The 22,758-nt window shown below is 73.7% G+C and carries 24 protein-coding genes; 13 read left to right on the top strand and 11 right to left on the bottom strand.

The genetic code is table 11. From position 1 onward, the window contains the following. Window positions 1–37 precede the first annotated feature (37 nt). The gene (locus AC3RJ8_RS16260; protein WP_489713586.1) at window positions 38–1,237 is read left to right on the top strand and encodes an SH3 domain-containing protein; all 1,200 of its coding nucleotides are present in this window, start codon (window positions 38–40) and stop codon (window positions 1,235–1,237) included. 6 nt (window positions 1,238–1,243) lie between these two features. Here the strand turns inward: AC3RJ8_RS16260 and AC3RJ8_RS16255 are convergent, their stop codons facing one another. Then, window positions 1,244–2,008: an SDR family oxidoreductase gene (locus tag AC3RJ8_RS16255; RefSeq protein WP_489713585.1), complete on the bottom strand. Its 765-nt coding sequence runs from the start codon at window positions 2,006–2,008 to the stop codon at window positions 1,244–1,246. A gap of 114 nt (window positions 2,009–2,122) precedes the next feature. Here AC3RJ8_RS16255 and AC3RJ8_RS16250 point away from each other — a divergent pair, with 114 nt between their 5' ends. Continuing rightward, a complete protein-coding gene (locus tag AC3RJ8_RS16250; RefSeq protein WP_489715663.1) occupies window positions 2,123–2,968 on the top strand; it encodes a helix-turn-helix transcriptional regulator in 846 nt (281 codons plus the stop codon). Between the two features lie 16 nt (window positions 2,969–2,984). Here the strand turns inward: AC3RJ8_RS16250 and purB are convergent, their stop codons facing one another. Beyond that, complete coding sequence (purB, locus tag AC3RJ8_RS16245) at window positions 2,985–4,493, bottom strand: adenylosuccinate lyase (protein ID WP_489713584.1); 1,509 nt, start codon at window positions 4,491–4,493, stop codon at window positions 2,985–2,987. 16 nt (window positions 4,494–4,509) lie between these two features. Beyond that, window positions 4,510–5,841, bottom strand: a complete 1,332-nt coding sequence (locus tag AC3RJ8_RS16240; protein ID WP_489713583.1) for an FAD-binding oxidoreductase — start codon at window positions 5,839–5,841, stop codon at window positions 4,510–4,512. Between the two features lie 113 nt (window positions 5,842–5,954). Here AC3RJ8_RS16240 and AC3RJ8_RS16235 point away from each other — a divergent pair, with 113 nt between their 5' ends. The 3 genes from AC3RJ8_RS16235 (at window position 5,955) to AC3RJ8_RS16225 (ending at window position 8,665) form a co-directional block, all read left to right on the top strand. Further along, window positions 5,955–6,806, top strand: coding sequence for a sigma-70 family RNA polymerase sigma factor (locus AC3RJ8_RS16235; RefSeq protein ID WP_489713582.1), 852 nt, complete (start codon window positions 5,955–5,957; stop codon window positions 6,804–6,806). 81 nt (window positions 6,807–6,887) lie between these two features. Next, window positions 6,888–7,118 (top strand): hypothetical protein, encoded by a 231-nt coding sequence (locus AC3RJ8_RS16230; protein ID WP_489713581.1) that lies wholly within the window; start codon window positions 6,888–6,890, stop codon window positions 7,116–7,118. Continuing rightward, entirely contained in the window at window positions 7,115–8,665 is a 1,551-nt protein-coding gene (locus AC3RJ8_RS16225) for a lipase family protein (RefSeq protein ID WP_489713580.1), read from the top strand. Before AC3RJ8_RS16230 ends, AC3RJ8_RS16225 begins: the two co-directional genes overlap by 4 nt. 10 nt (window positions 8,666–8,675) lie before the next feature. Here AC3RJ8_RS16225 and AC3RJ8_RS16220 read toward each other — a convergent pair whose 3' ends face one another. Further along, a complete protein-coding gene (locus tag AC3RJ8_RS16220) occupies window positions 8,676–9,068 on the bottom strand; it encodes a phage holin family protein (RefSeq protein WP_489713579.1) in 393 nt (130 codons plus the stop codon). A gap of 59 nt (window positions 9,069–9,127) precedes the next feature. Between AC3RJ8_RS16220 and AC3RJ8_RS16215 the strand changes: the two genes are divergently transcribed. The 3 genes from AC3RJ8_RS16215 to hisC all read left to right on the top strand — a co-directional run bounded on the left by AC3RJ8_RS16215 (window position 9,128) and on the right by hisC (window position 11,562). Next, window positions 9,128–9,484 carry a hypothetical protein gene (locus AC3RJ8_RS16215; protein WP_489713578.1) on the top strand — a complete coding sequence of 119 codons (357 nt, stop codon included), beginning with the start codon at window positions 9,128–9,130 and terminating at the stop codon, window positions 9,482–9,484. 238 nt (window positions 9,485–9,722) lie between these two features. Beyond that, window positions 9,723–10,331, top strand: a complete 609-nt coding sequence (locus AC3RJ8_RS16210; RefSeq protein ID WP_489713577.1) for a carbohydrate-binding protein — start codon at window positions 9,723–9,725, stop codon at window positions 10,329–10,331. A gap of 103 nt (window positions 10,332–10,434) precedes the next feature. Continuing rightward, entirely contained in the window at window positions 10,435–11,562 is a 1,128-nt protein-coding gene (gene hisC / locus AC3RJ8_RS16205; RefSeq protein WP_489713576.1) for a histidinol-phosphate transaminase, read from the top strand. On the opposite strand, the gene AC3RJ8_RS16200 is transcribed toward hisC, so the two are convergent. The 5 genes from AC3RJ8_RS16200 to soxR form a co-directional block, all read right to left on the bottom strand. Further along, window positions 11,519–13,258 (bottom strand): pyruvate dehydrogenase, encoded by a 1,740-nt coding sequence (locus tag AC3RJ8_RS16200; protein ID WP_489713575.1) that lies wholly within the window; start codon window positions 13,256–13,258, stop codon window positions 11,519–11,521. The genes hisC and AC3RJ8_RS16200 overlap by 44 nt on opposite strands. A 492-nt stretch (window positions 13,259–13,750) precedes the next feature. Further along, window positions 13,751–14,413, bottom strand: a complete 663-nt coding sequence (locus AC3RJ8_RS16195; protein WP_489713574.1) for an SDR family oxidoreductase — start codon at window positions 14,411–14,413, stop codon at window positions 13,751–13,753. Between the two features lie 78 nt (window positions 14,414–14,491). Beyond that, window positions 14,492–15,415 (bottom strand): RNA polymerase sigma-70 factor, encoded by a 924-nt coding sequence (locus tag AC3RJ8_RS16190; RefSeq protein ID WP_489713573.1) that lies wholly within the window; start codon window positions 15,413–15,415, stop codon window positions 14,492–14,494. Between the two features lie 4 nt (window positions 15,416–15,419). Next, window positions 15,420–16,643, bottom strand: coding sequence for an NAD(P)/FAD-dependent oxidoreductase (locus tag AC3RJ8_RS16185; protein WP_489713572.1), 1,224 nt, complete (start codon window positions 16,641–16,643; stop codon window positions 15,420–15,422). A gap of 43 nt (window positions 16,644–16,686) precedes the next feature. Further along, window positions 16,687–17,175, bottom strand: coding sequence for a redox-sensitive transcriptional activator SoxR (gene soxR / locus AC3RJ8_RS16180; RefSeq protein ID WP_489713571.1), 489 nt, complete (start codon window positions 17,173–17,175; stop codon window positions 16,687–16,689). Between the two features lie 53 nt (window positions 17,176–17,228). Here soxR and AC3RJ8_RS16175 point away from each other — a divergent pair, with 53 nt between their 5' ends. Together AC3RJ8_RS16175 and AC3RJ8_RS16170 are read left to right on the top strand one after the other, a co-directional pair. After that, complete coding sequence (locus tag AC3RJ8_RS16175) at window positions 17,229–17,921, top strand: thiamine pyrophosphate-dependent enzyme (RefSeq protein WP_489713570.1); 693 nt, start codon at window positions 17,229–17,231, stop codon at window positions 17,919–17,921. Further along, the gene (locus tag AC3RJ8_RS16170) at window positions 17,918–18,850 is read left to right on the top strand and encodes a transketolase family protein (protein WP_489713569.1); all 933 of its coding nucleotides are present in this window, start codon (window positions 17,918–17,920) and stop codon (window positions 18,848–18,850) included. The genes AC3RJ8_RS16175 and AC3RJ8_RS16170 overlap by 4 nt, the downstream gene beginning before the upstream one ends. An 81-nt stretch (window positions 18,851–18,931) precedes the next feature. Here AC3RJ8_RS16170 and AC3RJ8_RS16165 read toward each other — a convergent pair whose 3' ends face one another. Further along, complete coding sequence (locus AC3RJ8_RS16165; protein ID WP_489713568.1) at window positions 18,932–19,345, bottom strand: DUF952 domain-containing protein; 414 nt, start codon at window positions 19,343–19,345, stop codon at window positions 18,932–18,934. A 45-nt stretch (window positions 19,346–19,390) separates the two neighbouring features. Here AC3RJ8_RS16165 and AC3RJ8_RS16160 point away from each other — a divergent pair, with 45 nt between their 5' ends. Further along, window positions 19,391–19,999 (top strand): TetR/AcrR family transcriptional regulator, encoded by a 609-nt coding sequence (locus tag AC3RJ8_RS16160; protein WP_489713567.1) that lies wholly within the window; start codon window positions 19,391–19,393, stop codon window positions 19,997–19,999. Window positions 20,000–20,008: 9 nt separating this feature from the next. Beyond that, a complete protein-coding gene (locus AC3RJ8_RS16155; protein WP_489713566.1) occupies window positions 20,009–20,374 on the top strand; it encodes a cupin domain-containing protein in 366 nt (121 codons plus the stop codon). A 79-nt stretch (window positions 20,375–20,453) separates the two neighbouring features. Here the strand turns inward: AC3RJ8_RS16155 and pdxR are convergent, their stop codons facing one another. Further along, window positions 20,454–21,893 carry a MocR-like pyridoxine biosynthesis transcription factor PdxR gene (gene pdxR, locus AC3RJ8_RS16150; protein WP_489713565.1) on the bottom strand — a complete coding sequence of 480 codons (1,440 nt, stop codon included), beginning with the start codon at window positions 21,891–21,893 and terminating at the stop codon, window positions 20,454–20,456. Between the two features lie 71 nt (window positions 21,894–21,964). Between pdxR and AC3RJ8_RS16145 the strand changes: the two genes are divergently transcribed. Continuing rightward, the gene (locus AC3RJ8_RS16145) at window positions 21,965–22,666 is read left to right on the top strand and encodes a pyridoxamine 5'-phosphate oxidase family protein (protein ID WP_489713564.1); all 702 of its coding nucleotides are present in this window, start codon (window positions 21,965–21,967) and stop codon (window positions 22,664–22,666) included. The last annotated feature ends 92 nt before the right edge of the window (window positions 22,667–22,758 follow it).

The raw sequence follows: 22,758 nt of genomic DNA, 5'->3' as shown, positions 1-22,758 counted from the left end.
AACAGTTCTCGCCCTGACCGGCACGGAGGCTGGCGCCATGGGAACGACTCGACGCAGGGCTGTCACGCTGTTGCTGGCGGCCGCCACGACTCTCGGCCTGGCGCTCACCGGCGTCGGTGTCGCCGTCCCGGCGCAGGCGGCCACCACGGTCGCCGCGCCGCTCAAGGACCGGACGTACGTGCTGTCCTCCTACTACGGGCCGCGGTGCATGCCGGTGCGGGGGTCCTCGACCTTCCACCTCGGGCAGGACTTCGGGGCGTCCTCGGGCACCGACGTCCGTGCGGTCGCCGCGGGGACCGTCTCGCGCGCCGGCGCGGTCCGGGGCTTCGGGCAGTGGGTCGTGATCGACCACCGGATCGGTGGCACGACGTACTCCTCGCTGTACGCCCACGTCATCGACGGTGACGGCCGCGTCAAGAAGGGCCAGAAGGTCAAGAAGGGGCAGCACATCGCCGACGTCGGGTCGACCGGCACGTCGACCTCCCCCCACCTGCACCTGGAGGTGTGGCGCGGCGGCTACCCGAACGGGAAGGCGGTGGACCCGCTGAGCTTCCTCAAGAGCCAGGGGATCGACCTCACCCAGCGGTCGACGCGCAACTACGCGCGCTCTGTGCCGTCGTCGTGCAAGTACTTCACGGCCGACGAGGTCAACCTCCGCAGCGGGCCGGGCACCGGCTACCGCGTGCTGCGCACCCTGCAGCCGAACGTGGTGCTGCGGGCCGAGCCGGGCGACGGCTCCGGCGTCTGGCGCAAGGTCACCCGGTCGGGGCGGACGGGCTGGGTGCACCGTGACTACGTCTCGCCCGGCTACACGTCGCAGGGGACGCGCTACACGCTCACGTCGCTCAACATGCGCGCCAAGTCGTCGACGTCGTCCAAGGTCCGGCGGACGATCCCCGCCGACGCCAAGGTCACCATGCTGCGCGAGGTCAAGGGGTCCTGGCAGCGGATCCGCTACGGCGGGAAGAACGGCTGGGTCTCGGCGCGGTACATCTCCGACACCCGCGACGGCGCGCAGGTGGTCCGCAAGGCGTCCGGCAAGACCTACTCGTGGGTGGACACGACCAAGCTCCAGCTGCGCAAGGGGCCCTCGACGTCGACGGCGAAGGTGCGGACGCTCCGGCGCGACCAGCGCGTCCAGCACCTCGCCACGATGAGGAACGGCTGGCTGAAGGTCAGGCACGGCGCGAAGACGGGCTACGTCGCCACGCGCTACCTGACCTCCGACAAGCCGTAGACGGGGTCAGCGGGCGGCGGCCGGGAGCCCCAGACCGTTGACCTGCGCGACGGTCTCCGCGTACCGGCCGTCGATCTCCGCCCGCCGCATGAACTGCACGTCCTCGACGAGGATCTCGTGCGCGCCCGGGTCCGCCGCGAGCAGCGCCATCACCTCGTCGGCGAAGGCGTCCAGCGGGAGTGCTCCAGGATGTTCCTCGAGGATCGGCGTCAGCGAGGTGGACACGGCCGGCGGGACGATCTCGACGACCTGGACGCCCAGCGGTTCGAGCTGGAGCCGCAGCCCCTCCGAGAGGCTGTGGATAGCGGCCTTCGTCGCGTTGTACGTCGGGGTGAGCGCGAGGGGGACGTGCGCCAGCCCGGAGGAGACGGTGACGAACGCGGCGCCCGGCCGCGTCTGCAGGTGCTCGGTGAAAGTGGCGAGCAGGCGGAGCGGCCCGAGCAGGTTCGTGGTGACGACCTGCTCCGCCGCGTCGAGCGCCGCCGGAGAGCTCCAGTCCTCCGCCGGCATGATGCCCGCCATCGCGACGACGACGTCCAGGTCCGGGTGGCGGTCGAGCACGGCGCGGGCCGCGGCCTCGATGCTCGTCGGGTCCGTCGTGTCGATCTCGACGGTGTCGAGGCCGTGCTCGGCCGCGATCGCGGTGAGCCGCTCGGTGCGGCGCCCACCCACGATCACGGTGCTGCCGGCCGCGTGCAGTCGCTGCGCGAGAGCCAGGCCGATGCCGCTCGTCGCGCCGGGGATGAAGACGGTGCTGTGCGTGATGTCCATGCCTCCACGGTGCGCGTGGCACCGCGACGGCGGGAGAGGACCGCTCGTCGGGGGACCGACGATCCCTGGATGAGCCCTGGCGCTCCGGTGCGCCGCCGTCGGACCATGGTGGGCATGGACCGAGTCGCGCTCGCCGCCTTCCTCCGCCGCCGCCGTGAGACCGTCCAGCCTGCGGACGTCGGGCTCGCCGTCGGCGCCCGACGGCGCACGGCCGGCCTGCGCCGGGAGGAGGTCGCCGCGCTCGCCGCGATGTCCGTCGACTACTACACGCGGCTGGAGCAGCAGCGCGGACCGCAGCCGAGCGAGCAGATGCTCGCGTCGATCGCCCGGGCCCTGCGGCTGACCGACGACGAGGCCGACTACCTGTTCCGCGTCGCCGGGCGCGGCACGCCCGACCGCATCGTCTGCCACCCCCACGTGGCGCCTGCCCTGCAGCGGGTGTTCGACCGGCTCCAGGACACGCCCGCGGTGATCATGTCCTGCGTCGGCGAGGCGCTCGTCGCCAACCCCCTCGCCGTCGCGCTGTTCGGCGACCACTCGCAGGCCCGCGGCTGGGAGCGCAGCGAGTTCTACCGGTGGTTCACCGACCCGACGAGCCGGGAGATCTACCCGGCCGCGGACCGGGACCGCCACGGGCGGGCCGTCGTCGCGAACCTTCGCGCCGCCGTCGGCCTGGTCGGGACGGACTCGCCCGCCGGGGAGCTCGTCCGCACCCTGCAGGCGGTCAGCCCCGAGTTCGTCGAGCTCTGGGAGCGGCACGAGGTCGCGCGGCGGTACGAGGACCACAAGGTGCTCGTGCACCCGGAGGTGGGCCCGATCGAGCTCGACTGCCAGGTGCTGTTCACCCAGGACCAGACCCAGTCGCTGCTGGTGCTCACCGCCGCGCCGCGCTCCGCCGACGCCGAGAAGCTGGCGCTGCTGTCCGTCGTCGGGCAGCAGGAGATGACCCGCTCGCGCTGACCGGGTCCGCCGCGCGTCAGTCCAGGTAGTCCTCGACCAGCCGCGCCGCGATGCCGGTGTACGCGGCCGGGGTGAGCTCGGCGAGGCGTGCGGCGACGTCGTCCGGCAGGCCGAGGCCGGCGACGAACTCCCGCATCCGCTCGCCGTCGACGCGCTGGCCGCGGGTGAGCTCCTTGAGCCGCTCGTACGGGTTCTCCATGCCCTCGACGCCCGCGACGGAGGCGGCGCGCATCGCGGACTGGACCGGCTCGCCGAGCACCTCCCAGTTGTGGTCGAGGTCGTCGGCCATGAGGTCGGCGTTGACGGCGAGGGCCTTCAGGCCGCGGCGCACGTTGTCGATGGCGAGCAGCGAGTGGCCGAACGCCGGGCCGATGTTGCGCTGCGTGGTGGAGTCCGTGAGGTCGCGCTGCAGGCGGCTGGTGACCAGCGTGGCGGACAGCGTGTCCAGCAGGGAGCAGGAGATCTCGAGGTTCGCCTCGGCGTTCTCGAACCGGATCGGGTTGACCTTGTGCGGCATCGTCGAGGAGCCGGTGGCGCCCGCGACGGGGATCTGCGTGAAGAACCCGAGCGAGATGTACGTCCACACGTCCGTGGCGAGGTTGTGCAGGATCCGGTTGAAGCGCGCCATGTCGGCGTAGACCTCGGCCTGCCAGTCGTGCGACTCGATCTGCGTGGTCAGCGGGTTCCACGTCAGGCCGAGGTGCTCGACGAACGCCTCCGAGACGGCCGGCCAGTCGGTACCCGGCACGGCGACGGTGTGCGCCCCGTAGGTGCCGGTGGCGCCGTTGAGCTTGCCGAGGAACTCGGCGCCCGCGATCCGGCGGAGCTGGCGGCGGAGTCGGTGCGCGAGCACCGCGACCTCCTTGCCCATCGTCGTCGGGGTGGCCGGCTGGCCGTGCGTGCGGCTCAGCATCGGCACGTCCGCGTGCTCGCGCGCCATCTCCGCGAGCTGGTCGGTCAGGGCCTCGGCCGCGGGCAGCCACACGTCGACGACGGCGCCGCGCACCATCAGCGCGTAGCTGAGGTTGTTGATGTCCTCGCTCGTGCAGGCGAAGTGCACCAGCTCGCTCGCGGCCGGCAGGTTCGTGTCGCCCAGCTCGTCCGGGGCAGCGGCGATCCGGCGCTTGATGAAGTACTCGACGGCCTTGACGTCGTGCACGGTCTCGCGCTCGATGGCGCCGAGCTCCGCGATCTGGTCCGCACCGAAGGTCGCCGGGATCTGGCGCAGGTAGGCGACCTCCGCGTCCGACAGCGTGGGAGCGCCGGGCACCACGGGGCCCGGCGCGGCGGCCGTCCCGTTGCACAGCACGACGAGCCACTCGACCTCGACGTGGATGCGGGCCCGGTTCAGCGCGGCCTCGCTGAGGTGGTCCACGAGCGGGGCGACCGCACCGCGGTACCGGCCGTCGAGCGGCCCGAGGGCGATCGGCGGGGTGACGTCGGCGAGGTTCACCCGGTTCTGGTCGGTCAAGGCCGTCGTGCCGGGCTGCGCGGGGTTCGAAGAGGTGGAGGTCACGCCCGGCATTCTCCCACGGTGGCGGTCAGGCGAGCAGCGGGTACGCCCCGCGGACGACGCCGCGCGGGTCGCGGACGCGCTTGAGGTCCTGGAGCCGGGCCATGCTGTCCGGGGCGAACGCCGCCGCGGCCCGCTCTCCGGGCGCGAGGAACGACGTCGGCTTGCGTCCGCTCGTCACCGTGCGGAGCTCACCGGGCAGGGCGGCCAGGCGGTGCCCGACGGCGTCGGAGAGCTCCGGGGAGAATGCCAGGCCGAAGGCGTACAGAAGGTACGGCTCGGTCAGTGCGCCCAGGGCTCCGGCGTGCGGCCCGGGCGTCGCGAGCGCTCCGCCGAGGTGTCGCAGCTGCAGGAGCAGCAGCGGTGCGACGGGCTCGGTGAACAGCGCGGTGGCGGCGTCGTCGTCGATGCCCGTGAGCAGCTCGGCGCGGGAGCGGCCGGCCGCCGGCTCGGTCGGGTCGTCGGTGATGGCACCGACGTCGGCGACGGCGACGGGGCCGACGGCGTGGGCGAGGGCCCCACCCACGGTGTCGAACGGGCGCAGGGCCTCCGCGGCCGACGCCGGGTCGCCGAGATGCGCGACGTGCACGACGACGACGGGCGGCGCGCCGGGTGCCTCGACGCGAGTGAGCCACAGGCTGGTCTCGCGCGGGGCGGCCGCCGTGGCCGTGCGGTAGGCGTCCAGCACCGCGGCGGTGGTGGGGCCGTCGGCGGGCCACACGATGCGCCCACCGGTCAGCGCCGGAACCGGGACGAGGTCGAGCTCGAGCGAGGTGACGACGGCGAGGTCGCCCCCGCCGCCGCGCAGTGCCCAGAAGAGTTCCGGGTCGGAGTCGGCGGTCACGCGGCGGGCCGCGCCGTCGGTGTCCACGACGTCCAGGCTTCGCACGTGGTCGGCGGCGAGGCCGTGCGCGCGGGAGAACCAGCCGAGCCCGCCGCCGAGCGTGTAGCCCGTCACGCCCACGCCCGGTGCGCTGCCGAGCAGGCCCGTGAGCCCGTGCGGGGCGGCCTGCGCCTGTACGGCGGCCCACGTCGCGCCGGCGCCGACCCGTGCGGTGCGGGCGACGGGGTCGACCTCCACGCTGTCGAGCCGGCCGGTACGCAGCAGGACTGTGTTGACGACGTCGCCCGTCGCCCCGTGCCCGGTGGACTGGGCGGTGACGGACAGTCCCGCCGCCCGGGCCTGGCGGACCGTCGTGGCGACGTCGGCGGCGTCCGCGGCCTCGACGACGGCTGCGACCGGCTGGCTCACCGCCAGGTTCCAGGGGGTCGCGGCCCGGGCGAAGCCGGGCTCACCGGGTAGGTGGAGCTGCCCGGTCAGGGAGTCGGCGAACGTGGTGGGTAGAGTCAGGGAGGTCATCTCGTGCTCCTGTGTCGACTGTCACGTGTCGGTGTCGGCGGCCCGTGGTTCGGTAGGCACCGGCAGCGGTTGCTGCCACCCCTCTGACACGGGCGAGCCGAGGTGTGTGACACGTGAGCGCAGATGTCCTGGCCGAGCACTTCGAGTCCCGTCGCGCACACCTGCGGTCGGTCGCCTACCGGGTGCTGGGATCGACGGCTGACGCCGACGACGCCGTGCAGGAGGCATGGTTGCGGGCGCACGCTGCCGGAGCCGACGGAGTGGACAACGTGGGAGGGTGGCTCACCACGATCGTGGCCCGGGTGTCGCTCAACCTGCTGCGCTCGCGCACGTCGCGGCGAGAGGTGGACTGGCGGACGCACGTGCCGGACCCGCTGGTCGAACCGATCGACGACCCCGAGGGGCGGGCGGTCGCGCTCGACGAGGTGGGGACCGCGCTCCTCGTCGTGCTCGACAGGCTGGCCCCGGCCGAACGGGTGGCGTTCGTGCTGCACGACCAGTTCGCCGTCCCGTTCGACGACGTCGCACTCGTCGTCGACCGGTCCGTGGCCGCGACCCGCCAGCTGGCGAGCCGTGCGCGCCGCAAGGTGCGTGACGAGGTGCCGGTGCAGGACGACCCCCCGCGCCGACGCGAGGTCGTCGCGGCCTATCTGGCGGCGTCGCAGGCGGGCGACTTCGACAGGTTGCTCGCACTGCTGGACCCCGACGTGACGGCGCGGCTCGACGCCGGTGCGGGAGGGAGGTCGCAGCTCCGCCGCGGGGCCGCCGACGTGGCGTCCCAGGCCGCCCTCTACTTCGGTGTCGCGCAGTTCTCGCGGCTGGTGCTCGTCAACGGATCGCCGGGCCTGGCCACGGTGCTCGCCGGCGGCGAAGTCATGTCCGTGCTGGCCTTCACGGTGCGCCACGGGCGGGTCGTGCGGATCGACATCCTGTCCGACCGGGAGCGCCTCCGCACCATGGGGTGACACTGTCCACCGGAGGACGTCGTCCACAGGTGGTCGGGCCTGCCGCCGCGGCCGCCGCCGGCTCCGCCTAGCGTCCCGCGCATGCTGCTGCCCACCTCCGACGTCGCGCAGGCCGCCGCCCGGCTCCGGGCCGCGCGGACCGCGCTCGACGACGCCACCACGCTGCTCGCCCGTGCCGCCCTGCTCGACTGGGTCTCACCGGCGGGTGACAGTTGCCGGGCCGCCGTCGACGAGCTCCGCCGCGCGCTCGACGGCGACGCCACGACCCTCGACCAGGCCGCCCGCGTCGCCGACGGCTGCGAGCTGCCGTGAGCCGCGACCCGCGCGAGACGCTCGTCGTCGTCGGTGGGCGGCCCGTGACCCAGATCGACGCGACGGCGATCCGGGCGGCGGCCCGGACGCTCGCCGGCACCGCCGAGGACCTGCGGGTGGCGGCCGCGACGGCGGCGTCCGCCAGGTCCGCCCTCGACCGCGACCTGTGGACCCCCGTCCACCTCGGGGTCACGGACCCGTCCCGGGACGGACGGGTGCGATGGGCGCGGGCGCTCGCCGACGACGCCGCGGCGGCGCTCGCGCTGCGCGCCGACACCTGCGCGAGCCTGGAGCGACGGCTGCTCCTCGCCGCCGGACTGTACGAGCACACCGAGTCGGCCACGGAGGAGGTCGTCGGGGCGGGGGTGGCGGTCGTGACCGGGACGGTCGGGCTCGCCGTCACGTCCGTCGTCGCCGACCCTGTCCTGGGCTTCCCGCTGCGGCTGGTCGGTCGGTCCGGGCTGCTCGGCGTCGCCGCGCAGGCCGACGATCCCGACGGCCCGCGCGACGCGCCGGCGACCGCCCCCGACGTCGCACCGGGGGACGGCGCGGGGATCGGCGGAGGGTTGGTGCGCGGGCTGTCCCCGTACATGGACGAGGCCGTCCTCGGCGGCGGCGTGGGCGTCGCCGCCGGAGCACCGTCCGCCTCCGGCGCGGACTTCTCGGTCACCGGTGGTGCGCGGGTGCTCGCGGACGCCGTGCGGAGCGCGCTGCCCGACGTCGAGGTCACCGTCGAACGACTCGACCCCGGTGCCTTCGCCGGAGGTGTCCCGGTGTGGCAGGGGTCGTGCGCCGGGGACGTCGGGGAGGCCCTGGCCCGGTCGGTGGACCTGTACACGCACGGCAGCGGCATTCCGGGACGGCCCGCGCCCGGACCGCCTGCGGGCACGATCGCCGTCCAGCAGGTCGTGCACGAGGAGGGCACGACGAGCTGGACCGTGCTGATCCCGGGAACCCAGGAACTGCTGTCGCCCGAGAACCCGTTCGACGTCGCCACCGACCTCGACCTGATGGCGCAGCAGACGGCGGACGTGACGGTGGCCGTGGAGCAGGCGCTCGCCGACGCCGGAGCCGGGCCCGGCGAGCCCGTCGTGCTGGTCGGGCACTCGCTGGGTGGCATCGCGGCGACGTCGCTCGCGGCCTCACCGGCCTTCCACCGCCGGCACCCGGTCGGGGGGCTCGTCACGGCGGGGGCGCCGACGGCGACGTTCCGGGTGCCTCGCAGCGTGCCGGCGCTGCACCTGGAGAACACCGAGGAGCTCGTCTCCTCGCTCGACGGGCGGTCGGCGGCCGAGGCCGAGGTGGGACCGGACCGCGTCGTCGTGGGCCGCGACCTGGCGGGCTCCGACGACCCCCGCGACCGGGCGGCGTCGGGCAGCGTGCCCGAGGCGCACTCGATGTCCACCCACCTGCGCACGCTGGAGCAGGTCGAGTCGGTGCGGAACGTCCAGGTGGAGGGCGTGGCCGCGCCGATCGAGGCGCTCATGGACGGGGAACGCGCCGCGACCACGTTCTACGCGGTCCGGCGCATCCCCGACGCGGAGTGAGGAAGTCGGGTCAGTCGCGCTTGCCGGGGACGACCCAGCCGATGACCGTCTGCAGGACCGCGAGGATCAGCGCGATCCACAGGTACCACCAGAAGCCCCCGTGGATCTCGAGGCCCCAGTCGCCCAGCCACGCCTGACTGGTCAACCAGGACGTGATCCACAGCATGAGGGCGTTGATCAGCAGGTAGAACAGGCCCAGCGTGAGGACGAGCAGCGGCAACGAGATGAGGGACACGATCGGCTTCACGATCATGCTGACCAGGGAGAAGATCGTCGCCACGCCCAGGATGACGAGGACCCGCCCCAGCGCGTCGTCGCCACCGTAGATCTCGAGGTTGTCGAAGATCAGGTCACCGATCCACAGCGCGAGTGCCGTCACGATGATCCGTGCGATGAGGTTCATGGAGGCATCGTTCCACGGGACGCCCTGGACAGGAATGCCGGACCCTGACCCGCGCCGGCATGCTGGCAGCGGGTCTCGCGACCACGATGGCGCTCGGCCTGGCCGTCGCGCTGCCCGTCGGACCGGCACAGGCCGCCGGCCTCACGCTGACCGTCGACGTGGGAGACACCGTCCGCCCCGTGACCCACGTCGGCTCGGGCGGGCTGTACGGGATCAGCGGGGACGACCGGCCCACCACCGAACAGCTGCTGCCGCTCAGCCCGCAGGGGTTCACCCAGCCGGCACCGGGGACCACGCACCTGGGCAACGGGGCCACCGAGCCCTGCTGCGACGCGCTCGACGTGGGCCAGAACGTCATCCGCTCGGGTGCGCAGCAACTCATCCGCATGCCGGACATCTACCCGACGTTCCCGTAGCAGTGGCAGGGGTGGGGCGACTGGGAGCAGAAGGTCACCACGATGGTGAACGACCGCCTCGCCCGGACCGACCTCACCAACATCCGCGGCTGGGAGCTGTGGAACGAGCCGGACTGGACGTGGGACCCGGCAGCGGGCTCCTGGCTCGACGGGTGGACCCGGACCTACGAGGTGGTCCGGTCGCTCGATCCCGTCACCCCCATCGTGGGACCCAGCGACTCGTACTACAGACGGCGCCATGGCGGGCAACATCGCGGAGACGACGCCGCAGAGCTGGCCCGGCTCGGGCCGTCACGCGGCGGTGTCCGCGCCGACCGTCGAGTCGAGCACGATGATGTCGGTCTCGGACGGCCGGATCTCCGTCCCGGTGGACGACATGAACGCCGAGGGTGCGTACCAGATCCTGGTCACCGCGGCCGGCGGCCCGACGTCGGACTGGCAGCAGGTCTACGAGGCGGAGAACGCGACGGTCGTCAACGCGAGGACCGCCACCGCGTCGTCGGCGGCGTCGAACGGGTACTACGTCGGCGGGATCGACGGCGACGCGGACATGCGTTCGGACAGCTTCGTCGACTTCTCCGTCGAGGCCCCCGAAGCGCGTGACGACACGATGACCATCCGCTACGCGAACGGTACCGGTGCGACGTCGACGCACGGGTTGGCGTACAACGGTGGTCCGTGGTCCACGGTCTCGTACCCGCCGACGGCGGGCTGGGGGCAGTTCGCGACCACCCAGATCACCGTCTCGCTGGACGCCGGGTACAACATGATCCGGCTGGCCAAGGGGTCGCCGAACTTCGACGGCGGCACCGGCTACGCGGAGCTGGACAGCATCACGCTCTCCTGAGGCCGCAGGCCGGCCCCACGGTGGACCGTCCGTGGGGCCGGCCTGAGGAGCTGCCGAGGGGCTGCGACGCGCGACGCCCGGCGGGAGTGGCATCCTGTCGGCTGTGACCTCTGCTGCTGACCTGCCGACCGTCCCGCTGCGTGCCGCCGTCGCGGCCCTACCCGCGTACGTGCCCGGCGCGCGTCCGAGCGGGCGGGCGTACAAGCTCTCGTCCAACGAGAACCCGTACCCGCCGCTGCCGACGGTGCTCGCGGCGATCCAGGCGGCCGCCGCCGAGGTGAACCGGTACCCGGACATGTACGCCGCGGAGCTCGTCGAGACGATCGCCGGGCACGTCGGGCTGCCCGCCGAGCAGGTCGTCGTCGGCAACGGGTCCGTCGCGGTGCTGCAGCACGTGCTCGAGGCGGTCCTGGAGCCGGGGGACGAGGTCGTCTTCCCGTGGCGCTCGTTCGAGGCCTACCCGATCATCACCGCCGTGGCCGGAGGCGCCGCCGTGACGGTCCCGGTCACGGGCGACGGGCGTCTCGACCTTCCGGCGATGGCCGCCGCCGTCACCGAGCGCACCCGCGCCGTGCTGGTCTGCACGCCCAACAATCCCACCGGCCCGGTGGTGCACGCCGACGAGCTGGAGGCTCTGCTGGCGTCCGTGCGACGTGACGTGCTCGTCGTCGTCGACGAGGCCTACCTCGAGTTCGTGCGCGCCGACGACGCCCCCGACGGCCTCGACGTGCTGCGCCGCCACCCGAACGTGGTCGTGCTGCGCACCCTGTCCAAGGCGTACGGGCTTGCGGGCCTGCGTGTCGGCTACGCCTTGGCCGATCCGCGGCTCGCCGCCGGCATCCGGGCCACGTCCACGCCGTTCGGGGTGAACCACCTCGCTCAGCGCGCGGGGATCGCCGCGCTGCAGCCGCCGGCCCTGGCGGAGATGATCGAGCACGTCGAGGCGATCGTCGCCGAGCGCACCCGGGTCGCGGACGGCCTGCGGGAGCAGGGTTGGGACGTGCCGGACACCCAGGCGAACTTCGTGTGGCTCGGCCTGGGGGAGCGGACGGCGGAGCTGGCGGCGCAGGCGGCCGCGGCCGGCGTGCTGGTGCGACCGTTCCCCGGCGACGGCATGCGCGTCAGCATCGGCGAGGTCGCGGCGAACGACGCGTTCCTGGCCCTGGCCGCCGCCTGGCGCCGAGGCGTCAGCGCGGCAGGTTGCGCAGGTTGGAGCGGGCCATGGACATGACCTCGCCCATCCCGCCGCCGAGGATCTCCTTGGTCATGGCGGTCGCGAACCCGCGGATCTGCCCCGAGGTGATGGACGGCGGGATCGACAGCGCGTTCGGGTCGGTCATGACCTCCACGAGCGCCGGTCCGGGGGCGTCCAGGTGCTCGGCGAGCGCCTTGCGCAGGTCCTTCGGCTTCTCCACGCGAGCGGCGGGGATGCCGACGGCGGCAGCGATCGCCGTGTAGTCCACCTCCGGGGAGTCGGTGCCGTGCGAGGGCAGCCCCTCCACGAGCATCTCCAGCTTCACCATGCCGAGCGACGAGTTGTTGAAGACGACGATCTTGACCGGCAGGTCGTACGCCCGCACGGTGATCAGCTCGCCGAGCAGCATGGACAGCCCGCCGTCCCCGGCCAGCGCCACCACCTGGCGGTCGGGCTGGGCGAAGGACGCCCCGATCGCGTGCGGGAGGGCGTTGGCCATCGAGCCGTGGATGAAGGAGCCGATGACCCGCCGTCGTCCGTTGGGCGTGAGGTAGCGCGCCGCCCAGACGTTGTTCATGCCTGTGTCCACGGTGAACACGGCGTCGTCCGCGGCGGTCTCGTCGAGCTGCACGGCCGCGTACTCGGGGTGGATGGGCGTGTGCTTCTCCACCTTGCGCGTGTACGCGCCGACCACCTTGGTCATGGTCTCGGCGTGCTTGTCCACCATGCGGCGCAGGAACTTGCGGTTCGACTTGCGCTGCACGAGCGGGTTGAGCAGGCGCAGCGTCTCGGCGACGTCGCCGTGCACCGGCAGGTCCAGGCGGGTGCGCCGGCCGAGGTGGGAGGCGTCGATGTCGATCTGAGCGGTGGGGACGTCCGCGGGCAGGAACGACTCGTACGGGAAGTCGGTCCCCACCAGGATCAGCAGGTCCGCCCCGAACACCGCCTGGTGGCACGAGCCGTAGCCGAGCAGCCCCGACATCCCGACGTCGTGGGGGTTGTCGTACTGGATGATCTCCTTGCCGCGCAACGAGTGGCCGACCGGTGCGGCGGCGAGATCGGCGAGCTGGAGGACCTCGTCCCGGGCACCACGGGCTCCTGCCCCGACGAACAGCGTCACCTTCTCGGCGTCGTTGATCGCCCGGGCGAGGGCGGTGACGTCCGCCTCGTTCGGCAGCACGCGCGCCGGGCACGCGCCGGGGATGAGGATCGGGGCGTCGTCGTCGGCCACCTGCTGGTCCGCGACGTCGCCCGGCAGCGTGAGGACGGCGACGCCCGGCTCGGCCAGTGCGTGCTGGATCGCCGAGCGGGTGACGCGGGGCAGCTGGGCGGCCGTGGAGATCATCTCGGAGAACACGGACGCCTCGTTGAAGAGGCGGTCCGGGTGGGTCTCCTGGAAGAACTGCGTGCCGATCTCGGCGCTCGGGATGTGCGACGCGATGGCCAGCACCGGCAGCTTCGAACGGTTCGCGTCGTACAGGCCGTTGATGAGGTGCAGGTTGCCGGGTCCGCACGACCCGGCGCACACCGCCAGCCTGCCCGTCACCTCGGCCTCGGCGGCGGCGGCGAACGCGGCGGCCTCCTCGTGCCGCACGTGCACCCACGAGATGCCCTCGGTGCGGCGGACCGCGTCGACGACCGGGTTCAGGGAGTCCCCGACGATCCCGTAGATCCGTTCGACGCCCGCGGCGACGAGCTGGTCGACGAGGTGTTCAGCGACGGTACGAGCCATGACGAGGACCTCCAGGGAGCGGGTGCCGGTCCCTTGCGATGTTGCCCCACGTGGGTCGTCGATGCGCGGGGAAGGATGGTGGCGCTCGGCACAGCACGGGGTCGTGCGGAGGCGGACGTCGAGACGGACGTGCCAGGAGCGCGGGAGCGGTGACACCACACCGCGCTCTGCTCACGTCTGACGTGAGAATCACGCGACGCGTGATCCACGCACGCCCCGCGTTCCCGGATCCTGCGATGCGGACGACCCGCGAAAGGACACCGTGCGCCCGGGGCTGACATGGCGCGATGGGCAGATGCCGGGGACTCCGCCAACTCCACGTCGGTGTGCTGCTGCCCGACGCGCTGCGCTGGCTCTGGCGTGCACGGCGGGGACACCTCCACCGCGACCCTGGCCAGCACGTACGTCCCCGCGGACGATGGCTGGCGGCTCCTGCTGCACCAGCACACACCGGACTGACGGCGCCGGCACGCTGCGGGGCCGGCGCAGCCGTCAGCCGCGCAACGCGTCGGGCACGGGCGTCTCGCCCCCGCGGAACCGGACGAAACGGCCGACGGTCAGGGGCTCGCGCAGGGTGTCCGCCACCACCTGGGCGACGTCCGCCCGGGGCACGGCCGAGTCCTCGCCGCGGGCGAGGTTCACGCCGTCGGCGACGCGTTCGATGCGGCCCGTCGGGGCGTCGTCGGTGAGGCTGCCCGGGCCGAGGACCGTCCAGTCCAGGGTGGTGCCGCGCAGGTGATCGTCGGCCGCGAGCTTGGCGTCCGCGTAGGCGAAGAAGGTGGAGTCCTCGGGGATCCCGTGGTCCGGCACGGACCCGATCCAGGAGACCATCACGTAGCGGGACACGCCGGCGCTCGCGGCGGCGTCCATCGAGCGGATCGCGGCGTCCCGGTCGACGGCGTAGGTGCGGTCGGGGTTGCCGCCCCCGGCGCCCGCGGACCACACGACGGCGTCGGCGCCCCGGAGCGCGGCCGCGATCTCCTCGGTGCTCGCGTTCTCGACGTCGAGCAGCAGCGGCTCGGCACCCAGGCCGCGCACCTCGTCGAGCTGTTCCGGCTTGCGGACCGCGCCGACGACGTCGTCCCCGTCCTTCCGGAGCAGGGGGATCAGGTGGCGTGCGACCTTGCCGAGCGCGCCGATGACGACGACCTTCATGAGGACCTCCGGGGTTCTGAGGACTGCGGACGGACGCTCCCACCGTGACCTACGTCGGCGTCGGACGCCAGCGAGGAGTCACGACTGCTCGTGCCGGGCCCGGACCGCCCGGGCCTGCACCGCCCAGGCGTCGGCCACGGGACCCAGGTGCGCGAGCTTGTCGGGGTTCATCACTCCGCGGACCGTCTGGATGTGTCCGTCCAGCACGTCCAGGGCCATGACGGCGAGGAACTGCCCGTCCGTGGTGGAGATCACCATGCCCGGCTGGTGGTTGACCTCGTGCTGCGCGATCACCAGGTCGGCGGCCGACAGCATCTCGGCGAAGGCGTGGAAGGCCTGGGTGACCTTCTTCCGGCCGGCGACGGGGCGGGGGAACGCCGGTGCCTTGCCGCCGCCGTCGCCGATCACCTGGACGTCGGCGGCGAGGAGCTCGGTGAGGCCGTCGACGTCTCCCTCCCGGAACGCCTCGATGAACCGGGCGGCGAGCTCCTCGCGCTCGCGGCGGTCGGCGTCGAACCGCGGGCGACCCTCGGCCATGTGCCGGCGTGCCCGGGACGCGAGCTGCCGGCAGGCGGCCTCGGTGCGCTCCACCGTGGCGGCGATCTCGGTGAAGTCGAGCCCGAAGACCTCGCGCAGCACGAACACGGCCCGTTCCAGCGGACTGAGCCGTTCGAGCAGCACCAGGGCCGCCATGGACACCGAGTCGGCGAGCTCGGCGGAGCGCTCCGGGTCCTCGTAGGGGTCGTCCAGCAGCGGCTCGGGGAACCAGGCGCCGGTGTACTCCTCGCGCCGGACCCGCGCCGAGCGCAGCACGTCGATCGAGATCCGGGTGACGACGGCGGACAGGAACGACTTGACCGACGTCGGCTCCGCCGTCGTGCCCTCGTAGCGCAACCAGGTCTCCTGCACGGCGTCCTCGGCCTCGCTCACGCTGCCCAGGATCCGGTAGGCGATGGCGAAGAGCAGCGGTCGCAGCGCGGTGAAATCGTCGGTGCGGGACATCTGCTCAGCCTGCCACCGGCGCCTGGACGGGGCGGAGCGCGCTGCCGGAGCCGGGCCAGCGGATCGCGCCCGGCACGCGGCGCGCGAACCCGATCGCCGACATCACGCCGCGCACCTGGACCTTCTTCGCTGCGACGGCGCCGCGGCCGGTCAGCGCACGGTCCGTGGCGACGTCGTCGCGGTCGGTGAGCTGGAGCACGGCAGCGTGGCTGCCGATGCTGACGCAGCGCCCCTGGAACCCCAGGTCGAGCGGTGCCGGGCCGTCGTCGGCGACCGTGCCGAGGGCCTCGGCGGACAGCACGTCGGCGGCGTGCGCCCCCGACGGGAACGCGAACTGGCACGACATGCTGTACCGGCCGCCGTGGGGCGCGACCGTGTGACCGGCGTCGCCGACGGCCAGCACCTGGGGGTGGGAGACCGACTGCAGCGCATCGTCGGTGAGGACCGCCCCGGCCCGGTCGACGGCGAGACCCGACTCGCGCGCGAGCGGCGGCGCGGCGAACCCGCCGCACCAGACGGTGAGGTCCGACGGGACCTCGGCGCCGTCGTCCAGCAGCAGACGGTGCGGCTCGACGGCCTCGACGCGCGAGCCGCCGACGGCTTCGATGCCGAGCCCGTCCAGGCTGGCGCGCACGTGCGCGGTGGCCCGGGGCCCGAACCAGCCGGCGACCTCGCCGGAGGTGACCAGGCGGACCCTGAGGCCGGGGCGGGACCCGGCCAGCTCGCCGACGGTCTCCAGCCCTGTGAACCCGCCGCCGACGACGGCGACGTCCGCCCCGACGGGCAGGCTCGCGAAAGCGTGCCGCAGCCGTTCGGAGGACGCCAGGTCCGCGACCCCGTAGGCGTGCTCGCCGCCCGGGACCGGCACCGGCTCGGTGGTGCTGCCGGTGGCGAGGACGACCCGGTCGAACCTGATGGTGCGCGGGCCGTCCGGCCCGGAGACGCTGGCGCGGCCGGCGTCTGGGTCGAGGCCGGTGACCCAGCCCTGGACGAACGCGACGTCCGAGCCCAGCATCCGGCGGATGCCGGGGGCGGGGACGCGCTGCCCGGTGGCGACCTGGTGCAGGCGCAGGCGGTTGACGAACGTCGGGCGCGGGTTGACGACGGTGACGCGCACCCGGCCGCGGGAACGTCCCGCGAGCCGGACCGCGGCCATGCCGCCAGCGAACCCGGCACCGATGATCAGGACGTGGGTGCTCGGTGTGGTGTGTCTCGTGTGTCTGCTCATACCCACGGGACGATGCGGCGGCCGCGGGTGTGACATCGGCGGGTCAGCCGGCGGCTCGATCGCTCGCCGCCCGAACGGCGTCCGCCGGGCTGTCGCCCTCCAGGAACCGCGCGCCCGGACCGAGCGCGGCGGCCCGGTCGGCGGGGTTCTGGAGCATGCACCGTTCCAGCGACAGGCAGCCGCAGCCGATGCAGGAGTCGAGCTGGTCGCGCAGCCGTTCGATGGCGGCGATGCGCGCGTCGAGGAGGGGGCGCCACGAGCGGGAGAGGCGGGTCCAGTCCTCGGCGGTGGGGGTGCGGGCCTCGGGCAGGGTCGCGAGGGCCTCGCCGATCTCGTCCAGCGTGAGCCCCACCCGGGAGGCCGTGCGGATGAACGCGACCCGCCGCAGGGTCGTGCGCTCGTAGCGCCGCTGGTTGCCGGCGGTGCGACGCGACGTGATCAGCCCGAGCGACTCGTAGTAGCGCAGGCCCGACGGCGCGACCCCGCTGCGCCGGGACACGTCGCCGATGGTCAGGTAGCGCTCGATCGACACGGCAGTCCTCCAGGGGTTGACCTCAAGTTGACTTGAACTTACACGATCGGTGCATGACCACGACGACCACCGTCCCACCTGCCGTGACCGACCTCATCGCCCGCGTCACCGGCGACGAGAAGCACGACCCCAGCGCCCACTCGACCCTCGACGTCGTCTGGGTGCTGTACGACCAGGTGCTGCGGGTCTTCCCGGACGACCCCGAGCACCCGGAACGGGACCGGTTCCTGCTCTCCAAGGGGCACGGCCCGGCCTCCACCTACGCCGTCCTGGCCGCCCGGGGCTTCTTCCCCGTCGAGTGGCTCGACGACGTCGCCTCCTGGGACTCACCGCTGGGTCACCATCCCGACCGCACGCTCGTGCCCGGCATCGAGATCGGCAGCGGCTCGCTCGAGCACGGCCTTCCCCTCGCCGTCGGCATGGCGCTCGGACTGCGGGAGCGCTCGCGGGCGCGCGTCGTCGTCCTCGTGGGTGACGCGGAGCTCGACGAGGGCAGCAACGCCGAGGCGATCGCCGTCGCCGGCCGGTTCGGCCTCGACAACCTCACCTGCGTCGTCGTCGACAACCACAGCGACTCCCTCGGCTGGCCCGGCGGCCTCGGTGCCCGCTTCGCCCTCGAGGGGTGGCACACCGCCGACGTCGGCACGCACGACCACGGGGCGCTCGCGGCCGCGCTGCGGGGCACGGCACCCGACCGGCCCACCGCCGTCGTCGTCGACGTCCCGGCGACGGAGGTGGCGGCATGAGCGCGGCCGAGGTGCTCGACCAGCGGGCACGGTTCTACGCCGAGCTCGACCCGGTGCTCGCGGCGCACCCGGACGCCGTCCTCGTGCTGGCCGTCATCGGGTCGGGCTACGTCGGCGACACGATCGCCCGGCGGCCCGGCCAGGTGGTCGACGTGGGGATCCGGGAGCAGGCCATGATGGGCGTGGCCGGCGGCCTCGCCCTGGCCGGGCGGCGACCGATCGTGCACACCTTCGCGCCGTTCCTCGTGGAGCGCGCCTACGAGCAGGTCAAGCTCGACCTCGGCCACCAGGACGTCGGCGCGCTGCTCGTCAGCGCCGGCGCGTCCTACGACGTCAGCTCCGGCGGGCGGACGCACCAGGCCCCCGCCGACGTCGCGCTCGTGTCCGCGCTGCCGGGATGGACCGTGCACGTGCCGGGGCACGCCGACGAGGTGGCGGAGATCCTGCACCGTGAGGCCGCCGGCACCGGCCGGGTCTATGTGCGGCTCTCGGGGCAGCGCAACGCGGTGCCCCGGCCGGTGGACGGGCGGGTCCACCTGGTGCGCGACGTCGCGTCCGGGAGGCGGGCCGGCGCGTCGAGCGCTCCGCTGGTCCTCGCCGTCGGGCCCATGCTCGACGTCGTCCTCGAGGCCACGCGCGACCTGCCCGTGCGGGTGGCGTCCACGGTGACTCCGCACCCGCTCGACGCCGCCGGGCTGCGCGCTCTGGCCGGGCCGACGCCGGTGTTCGCGGTCGTGGAGCCGTACCTGGCGGGGACCAGCGCGGCGGCCGTCGCGGCGGCGCTGTCCGACCGGCCGGCGCGGGTGCTGCACGTCGGGGTGCCCCGCGACGCCGAGCTGCGCCGCTACGGCACGCCGCGTGACCACGCCGCCGCCCACGGGCTCGACGCGGCCGGCGTCCGGCGGCAGGTGAAGGTGCTGCTGGGCTGAGTCGCGTAGCGGGCGACCACGCATCATTCGGTGAAGCGTGGACTTCCACGCCGTCGCATCGCGACGGCGGGCCCTTCCGGCTCAGCCGGCGTCCGGGGCGGCGTCGCGCACTGCCAGGCCGTCCAGATCGGGGACGACCCAACCGTCCTCGTCCCGCCGCAGGGGCAGGACGGCGACGACGGTCTCGCGGTCCATCGAGAGCGGGCGGCCGATGCGCGGGGCGGCCGCGCCGTCCGGCCCGGCGCCGGGCTCCCAGCGCACAGGGACCTCCTGGTCGGCGAGCGCGGCCTCGTCGAAGACGGCGAGGACCAGCGGTTCGGAGGCGTCGCCGTACACGTCGCGCAGGACCAGCGGGAGTCCCGCCGCCGTCGTGGCGTGGATGAAGCCGGTGTCGTCGTAGAGAGTGTTGCGCGTGGCGACGTCGTACTCCCCGAACCGCTGGCACGCCTCCCAGTCGTCGCTGAAGGCCACGTGCAGCAGTCGTGTGGTGGTCATCGCTCCTCCTTGGCATCAATGAAACGGCAACGTATCATTACGTGGATGAGGATCGAGGCACGGACGGCGCGGACACCGACGAGACCAGGGCCCGGCCGGCCGCGGCGCGGGGAGGTCGATGCGCGGCGTGCGGAGATCCTCGATGCGGCGACCTGTCTGTTCGCCTCCCGCGGGCTCGCCGGGACGACGATCGAGGCGGTCGCGGCGGAGGTCGGCGCCACCAAGCGGACCGTCTACCGCCACTTCACCGACAAGACCGGACTGTTCGTCGCCGCCGTGGAACGGCTGCACGAGCACGAGCAGGAAGGGCTGCACGACGGGACGGAGCTGGAGGAGGTCGCCGCGCGGATCGTGCACACGCTGCACGGCGACGACGCGGTGACGCTGCACCGGCTCGTCGTCGCGGAGGCGCGGCAGCACCCGGACCTCGCGGAGGCGTTCTTCGAGCGCGGACCCGCCGCCTCCGTCGCGGCGCTCGCTCAGATCCTCGACGCACGGAGCGGCGCCGACGCCGATCGCGCCGACGCCCTGTACACCCTGCTGCTGGGGGAGCGGCACCGCCGCCGGCTGCTGGGCCTGGAGCCGGCGCCATCGAAGCAGGAGGCGATGGAGCACGCGAGGCGCGCGATCCGCATCGTCCTGGGCGATGTCTAGGCTGTCGGTGTGACCGACGACGTGCGCAACATCCTCACTGCCCTGTCCGCTGTCCCCGAACCGTGGCAGCCCCACCGCCTGGCGAGCGTCAACAACTACGACGTGAAGGTCGTCAAGCTCGACGGCGAGTTCGTGTGGCATGCGCACCCCGACACCGACGAGCTCTTCCTGGTCGTCAGCGGGCAGCTCACGATCCAGCTCCGCGATCGCGACGTCCACCTCGGCCCGCACGACGTGTTCGTGGTCCCGAAGGGTGTGGAGCACTGCCCGCGGGCCGACGGCGAGGTCCAGGCGCTGCTCATCGAGCCCCAGGGCACCGTCAACACTGGCGATGCCGGCGGGGAGCGGACCTCCTCGCTCCAGGAGCTCGGCTGATCTCTACCGCCGCAGCAGCATCTGCGCAGGAACCTGGAGCACTACCCCCGTCGTCATTCAGGTCTGGTGGGAACGTGGATCAAGGCCTCTGGTCTGGTCCAGCCTCCGCGCGGATGGTCCGCAGCGCGTCGCGCAGCACGGTGGCCGACGGCGGCGCGTAGCCGAGCACGATGCCGTTGAGCTCCAGACCGGACCCCGGCACGACGTAGTCCTGCAGGTCGGCGACCCGCACGCCGCGGTCCGCGAGCCGCGCGACCAGGTCCGGCGCCGGGACGCGGTCGAGCTCCAGGACCGCGTGCAGCCCGCCGTCCAGCGCCCGGATCTGCACACCGTCCGCACCCTCGAAGGCCTCGGCCACGATCCGGCGCTTGGTCCGGTAGTCGCGGCGGCAGCGGGCGACGTGTCGCCGCAGCGCCCCGGTGGACATGAGGTGGGCCAGCGCGTGCTGGGTCACGCTCGCCACGGTGGCGCCCCGAGCCGAGCGCGCCGCGAGGATGCCCGCCCCGTCCGGGGCGCCGTCGTCGGGCAGCACGAGGTAGCCGCACCGGAGCCGCGGGTCGAGCACCTTGGAGAACGAGCCGACGTGCACGACGACACCGTCGGCGTCGAGTGCGGCGAGGGCCGGCAGCGGGGCGCCGCGGTGCCGGAACTCCGAGTCGTAGTCGTCCTCGACCACGAGGACACCCTCGGCGGATGCCCACGCCAACAGCTCGTGCCGCCGTGCCACGGGCATCGCGCCGCCCAGCGGGTACTGGTGGCTCGGCGTGACCAGGACGGCGTCGAGGCGCTCGCGGGCGTGTGCTGCCCGCAGGGCGTCGAGGTCCATGCCGTGGTCGGTGACCGGTACGGGGACGACGACGCCGCCCGCAGACTGCGCTGCCCGGCGGCCCGAGCGGTAGCCCGGGTTCTCCACCGCGACCCGTGGCGCGGCGTCCGGGCCGGACCGTCGGGCAGCCACCTCGACCAGCAGGGAGATCGCCTCGGTGGTGCCGGCGGTGACGACGACGCGCCCGGCGTCCGGCGCGAAGCCTCGGCTCAGCGCGAGCTGGTTGGCGACCTGGGTGCGCAGCTCCGGTTCGCCCGCCGGGTCGGGGTAGGCGGCCACCAGCGGCTGGGCGGCCGCGTGCCGCCACGCCGCCCGCCGGTCCCGCTCCGAGACCGCCGCGACGGAGGGGACGCCGGGCGTCAGGTCGACGACGGCGGGCGTCACCGCCGGACCCGTGGCGGCGGTCCGGGTGGAGCGCGGAGGCGCCGGCTCGGCGAGCGGCCCGGTGAGCGTCGCGGCCACCCGTGGCACCGTGCCGTGGCGCAGCACCACGTAGCCCTCGCCGTCCAGCTGCTCGTAGGCGGCGGTCACCGTGCCCCGGGCGAGGCCCAGCTCGTTGGCGAGCGCGCGGGTGGAGGGCAGCGCGTCGCCCTCGGTCAGCCGACCGTCGTGGACCATGCCGCGGACCAGGTCGGCGACGTGGGCCACCTTGGTCCGCGGCGGGCGGCCGGGCGGGGTGCCGTCGTCGGGCATCGAAGTGGTCCATCCGTCGAGGTCGGGAGTGGACTACACGGTAGTCCAGCGGGCTCCGTACGGTCGGGTGCGTGACCACCGAGACCGCCCCGCACGCCGCCGCACCCGCCACCTGCCCGAGCCTGACCGTGGGCCGCAAGCCCGACCGTCAGACCGACGACCCCGCCGTCGTCGACCGCATCCTCGCCGACGGCTTCCTCGCCCACGTGGCGATGGTGCGCGACGGGTACCCCGTCGTGCTGCCCTACCTGTACGCCGTCGGCGACCTCGGCGACGGGCTGGGGCGCCGCCTGCTGCTGCACGGGTCCACGGGCGGCGGGCTGTTCCTCGACGCCGGGTCCGACGGCGTGCCCGTCTCCGTTGCGGTCTCGCACCTCGACGGTCTCGTCTATGCCCGGTCGCTGCACGACAGCTCCGCCAACTACCGCTCCGTGATGGTCGCCGGTCGCGCCACCGTCGTCCCGCGCGAGCTGCGCGTCGAGGCGCTGTGGCAGATCGGCGACCATCTCATGCCGGGGCGCCGGGCCGAGGTGCGGGAGATGACTGCCAAGGAGGTCGCCGCCACGCAGGTGCTTCAGGTGCCTCTCGACCGTGTGAGCGTGAAGACCCGCACGGGAGGCGTCGGTGAGCGGCCGGACGACGGCGAGGACCACGACGTCTGGGCGGGGGTGCTGCCGCTGGCCGTGCGGGCCGGGGCCCCGGTGCCCAGCGGGCTGTCCTCCGGGGCGGCCGTCGCGCCGTCGGTGACGGCGCTGGCCGCCCGCCTTGGATGAACCGCCCCTCGGATGACCCGTCGCGACGGGGCCCAGGGCCACCGGTCGCCGATTGGCTGTTCGCGCGAGCCCGGGGGAGCGGCGAAGATGGG

Source organism: Isoptericola sp. MSGPD8_1_ISO-PGPR-S23-394, from assembly GCF_058072785.1.
Note: the sequence above shows the minus strand (reverse complement) of the source record. Positions and strands in the feature narration are given on the sequence as shown.

What these genes read in the sequence shown, in the direction of transcription:
- AC3RJ8_RS16260 (WP_489713586.1), top strand. Translation starts at nt 38, where the DNA reads ATGGGAACGACTCGACGCAGGGCTGTCACGCTGTTGCTGGCGGCCGCC.
- AC3RJ8_RS16255 (WP_489713585.1), bottom strand. Translation starts at nt 2,008, where the DNA reads ATGGACATCACGCACAGCACCGTCTTCATCCCCGGCGCGACGAGCGGC.
- AC3RJ8_RS16250 (WP_489715663.1), top strand. Translation starts at nt 2,123, where the DNA reads ATGGACCGAGTCGCGCTCGCCGCCTTCCTCCGCCGCCGCCGTGAGACC.
- purB (WP_489713584.1), bottom strand. Translation starts at nt 4,493, where the DNA reads ATGCCGGGCGTGACCTCCACCTCTTCGAACCCCGCGCAGCCCGGCACG.
- AC3RJ8_RS16240 (WP_489713583.1), bottom strand. Translation starts at nt 5,841, where the DNA reads ATGACCTCCCTGACTCTACCCACCACGTTCGCCGACTCCCTGACCGGG.
- AC3RJ8_RS16230 (WP_489713581.1), top strand. Translation starts at nt 6,888, where the DNA reads ATGCTGCTGCCCACCTCCGACGTCGCGCAGGCCGCCGCCCGGCTCCGG.
- AC3RJ8_RS16220 (WP_489713579.1), bottom strand. Translation starts at nt 9,068, where the DNA reads ATGAACCTCATCGCACGGATCATCGTGACGGCACTCGCGCTGTGGATC.
- AC3RJ8_RS16215 (WP_489713578.1), top strand. Translation starts at nt 9,128, where the DNA reads ATGCTGGCAGCGGGTCTCGCGACCACGATGGCGCTCGGCCTGGCCGTC.
- AC3RJ8_RS16210 (WP_489713577.1), top strand. Translation starts at nt 9,723, where the DNA reads ATGGCGGGCAACATCGCGGAGACGACGCCGCAGAGCTGGCCCGGCTCG.
- AC3RJ8_RS16200 (WP_489713575.1), bottom strand. Translation starts at nt 13,258, where the DNA reads ATGGCTCGTACCGTCGCTGAACACCTCGTCGACCAGCTCGTCGCCGCG.
- AC3RJ8_RS16195 (WP_489713574.1), bottom strand. Translation starts at nt 14,413, where the DNA reads ATGAAGGTCGTCGTCATCGGCGCGCTCGGCAAGGTCGCACGCCACCTG.
- AC3RJ8_RS16190 (WP_489713573.1), bottom strand. Translation starts at nt 15,415, where the DNA reads ATGTCCCGCACCGACGATTTCACCGCGCTGCGACCGCTGCTCTTCGCC.
- AC3RJ8_RS16185 (WP_489713572.1), bottom strand. Translation starts at nt 16,643, where the DNA reads ATGAGCAGACACACGAGACACACCACACCGAGCACCCACGTCCTGATC.
- AC3RJ8_RS16175 (WP_489713570.1), top strand. Translation starts at nt 17,229, where the DNA reads ATGACCACGACGACCACCGTCCCACCTGCCGTGACCGACCTCATCGCC.
- AC3RJ8_RS16170 (WP_489713569.1), top strand. Translation starts at nt 17,918, where the DNA reads ATGAGCGCGGCCGAGGTGCTCGACCAGCGGGCACGGTTCTACGCCGAG.
- AC3RJ8_RS16165 (WP_489713568.1), bottom strand. Translation starts at nt 19,345, where the DNA reads ATGACCACCACACGACTGCTGCACGTGGCCTTCAGCGACGACTGGGAG.
- AC3RJ8_RS16160 (WP_489713567.1), top strand. Translation starts at nt 19,391, where the DNA reads ATGAGGATCGAGGCACGGACGGCGCGGACACCGACGAGACCAGGGCCC.
- pdxR (WP_489713565.1), bottom strand. Translation starts at nt 21,893, where the DNA reads ATGCCCGACGACGGCACCCCGCCCGGCCGCCCGCCGCGGACCAAGGTG.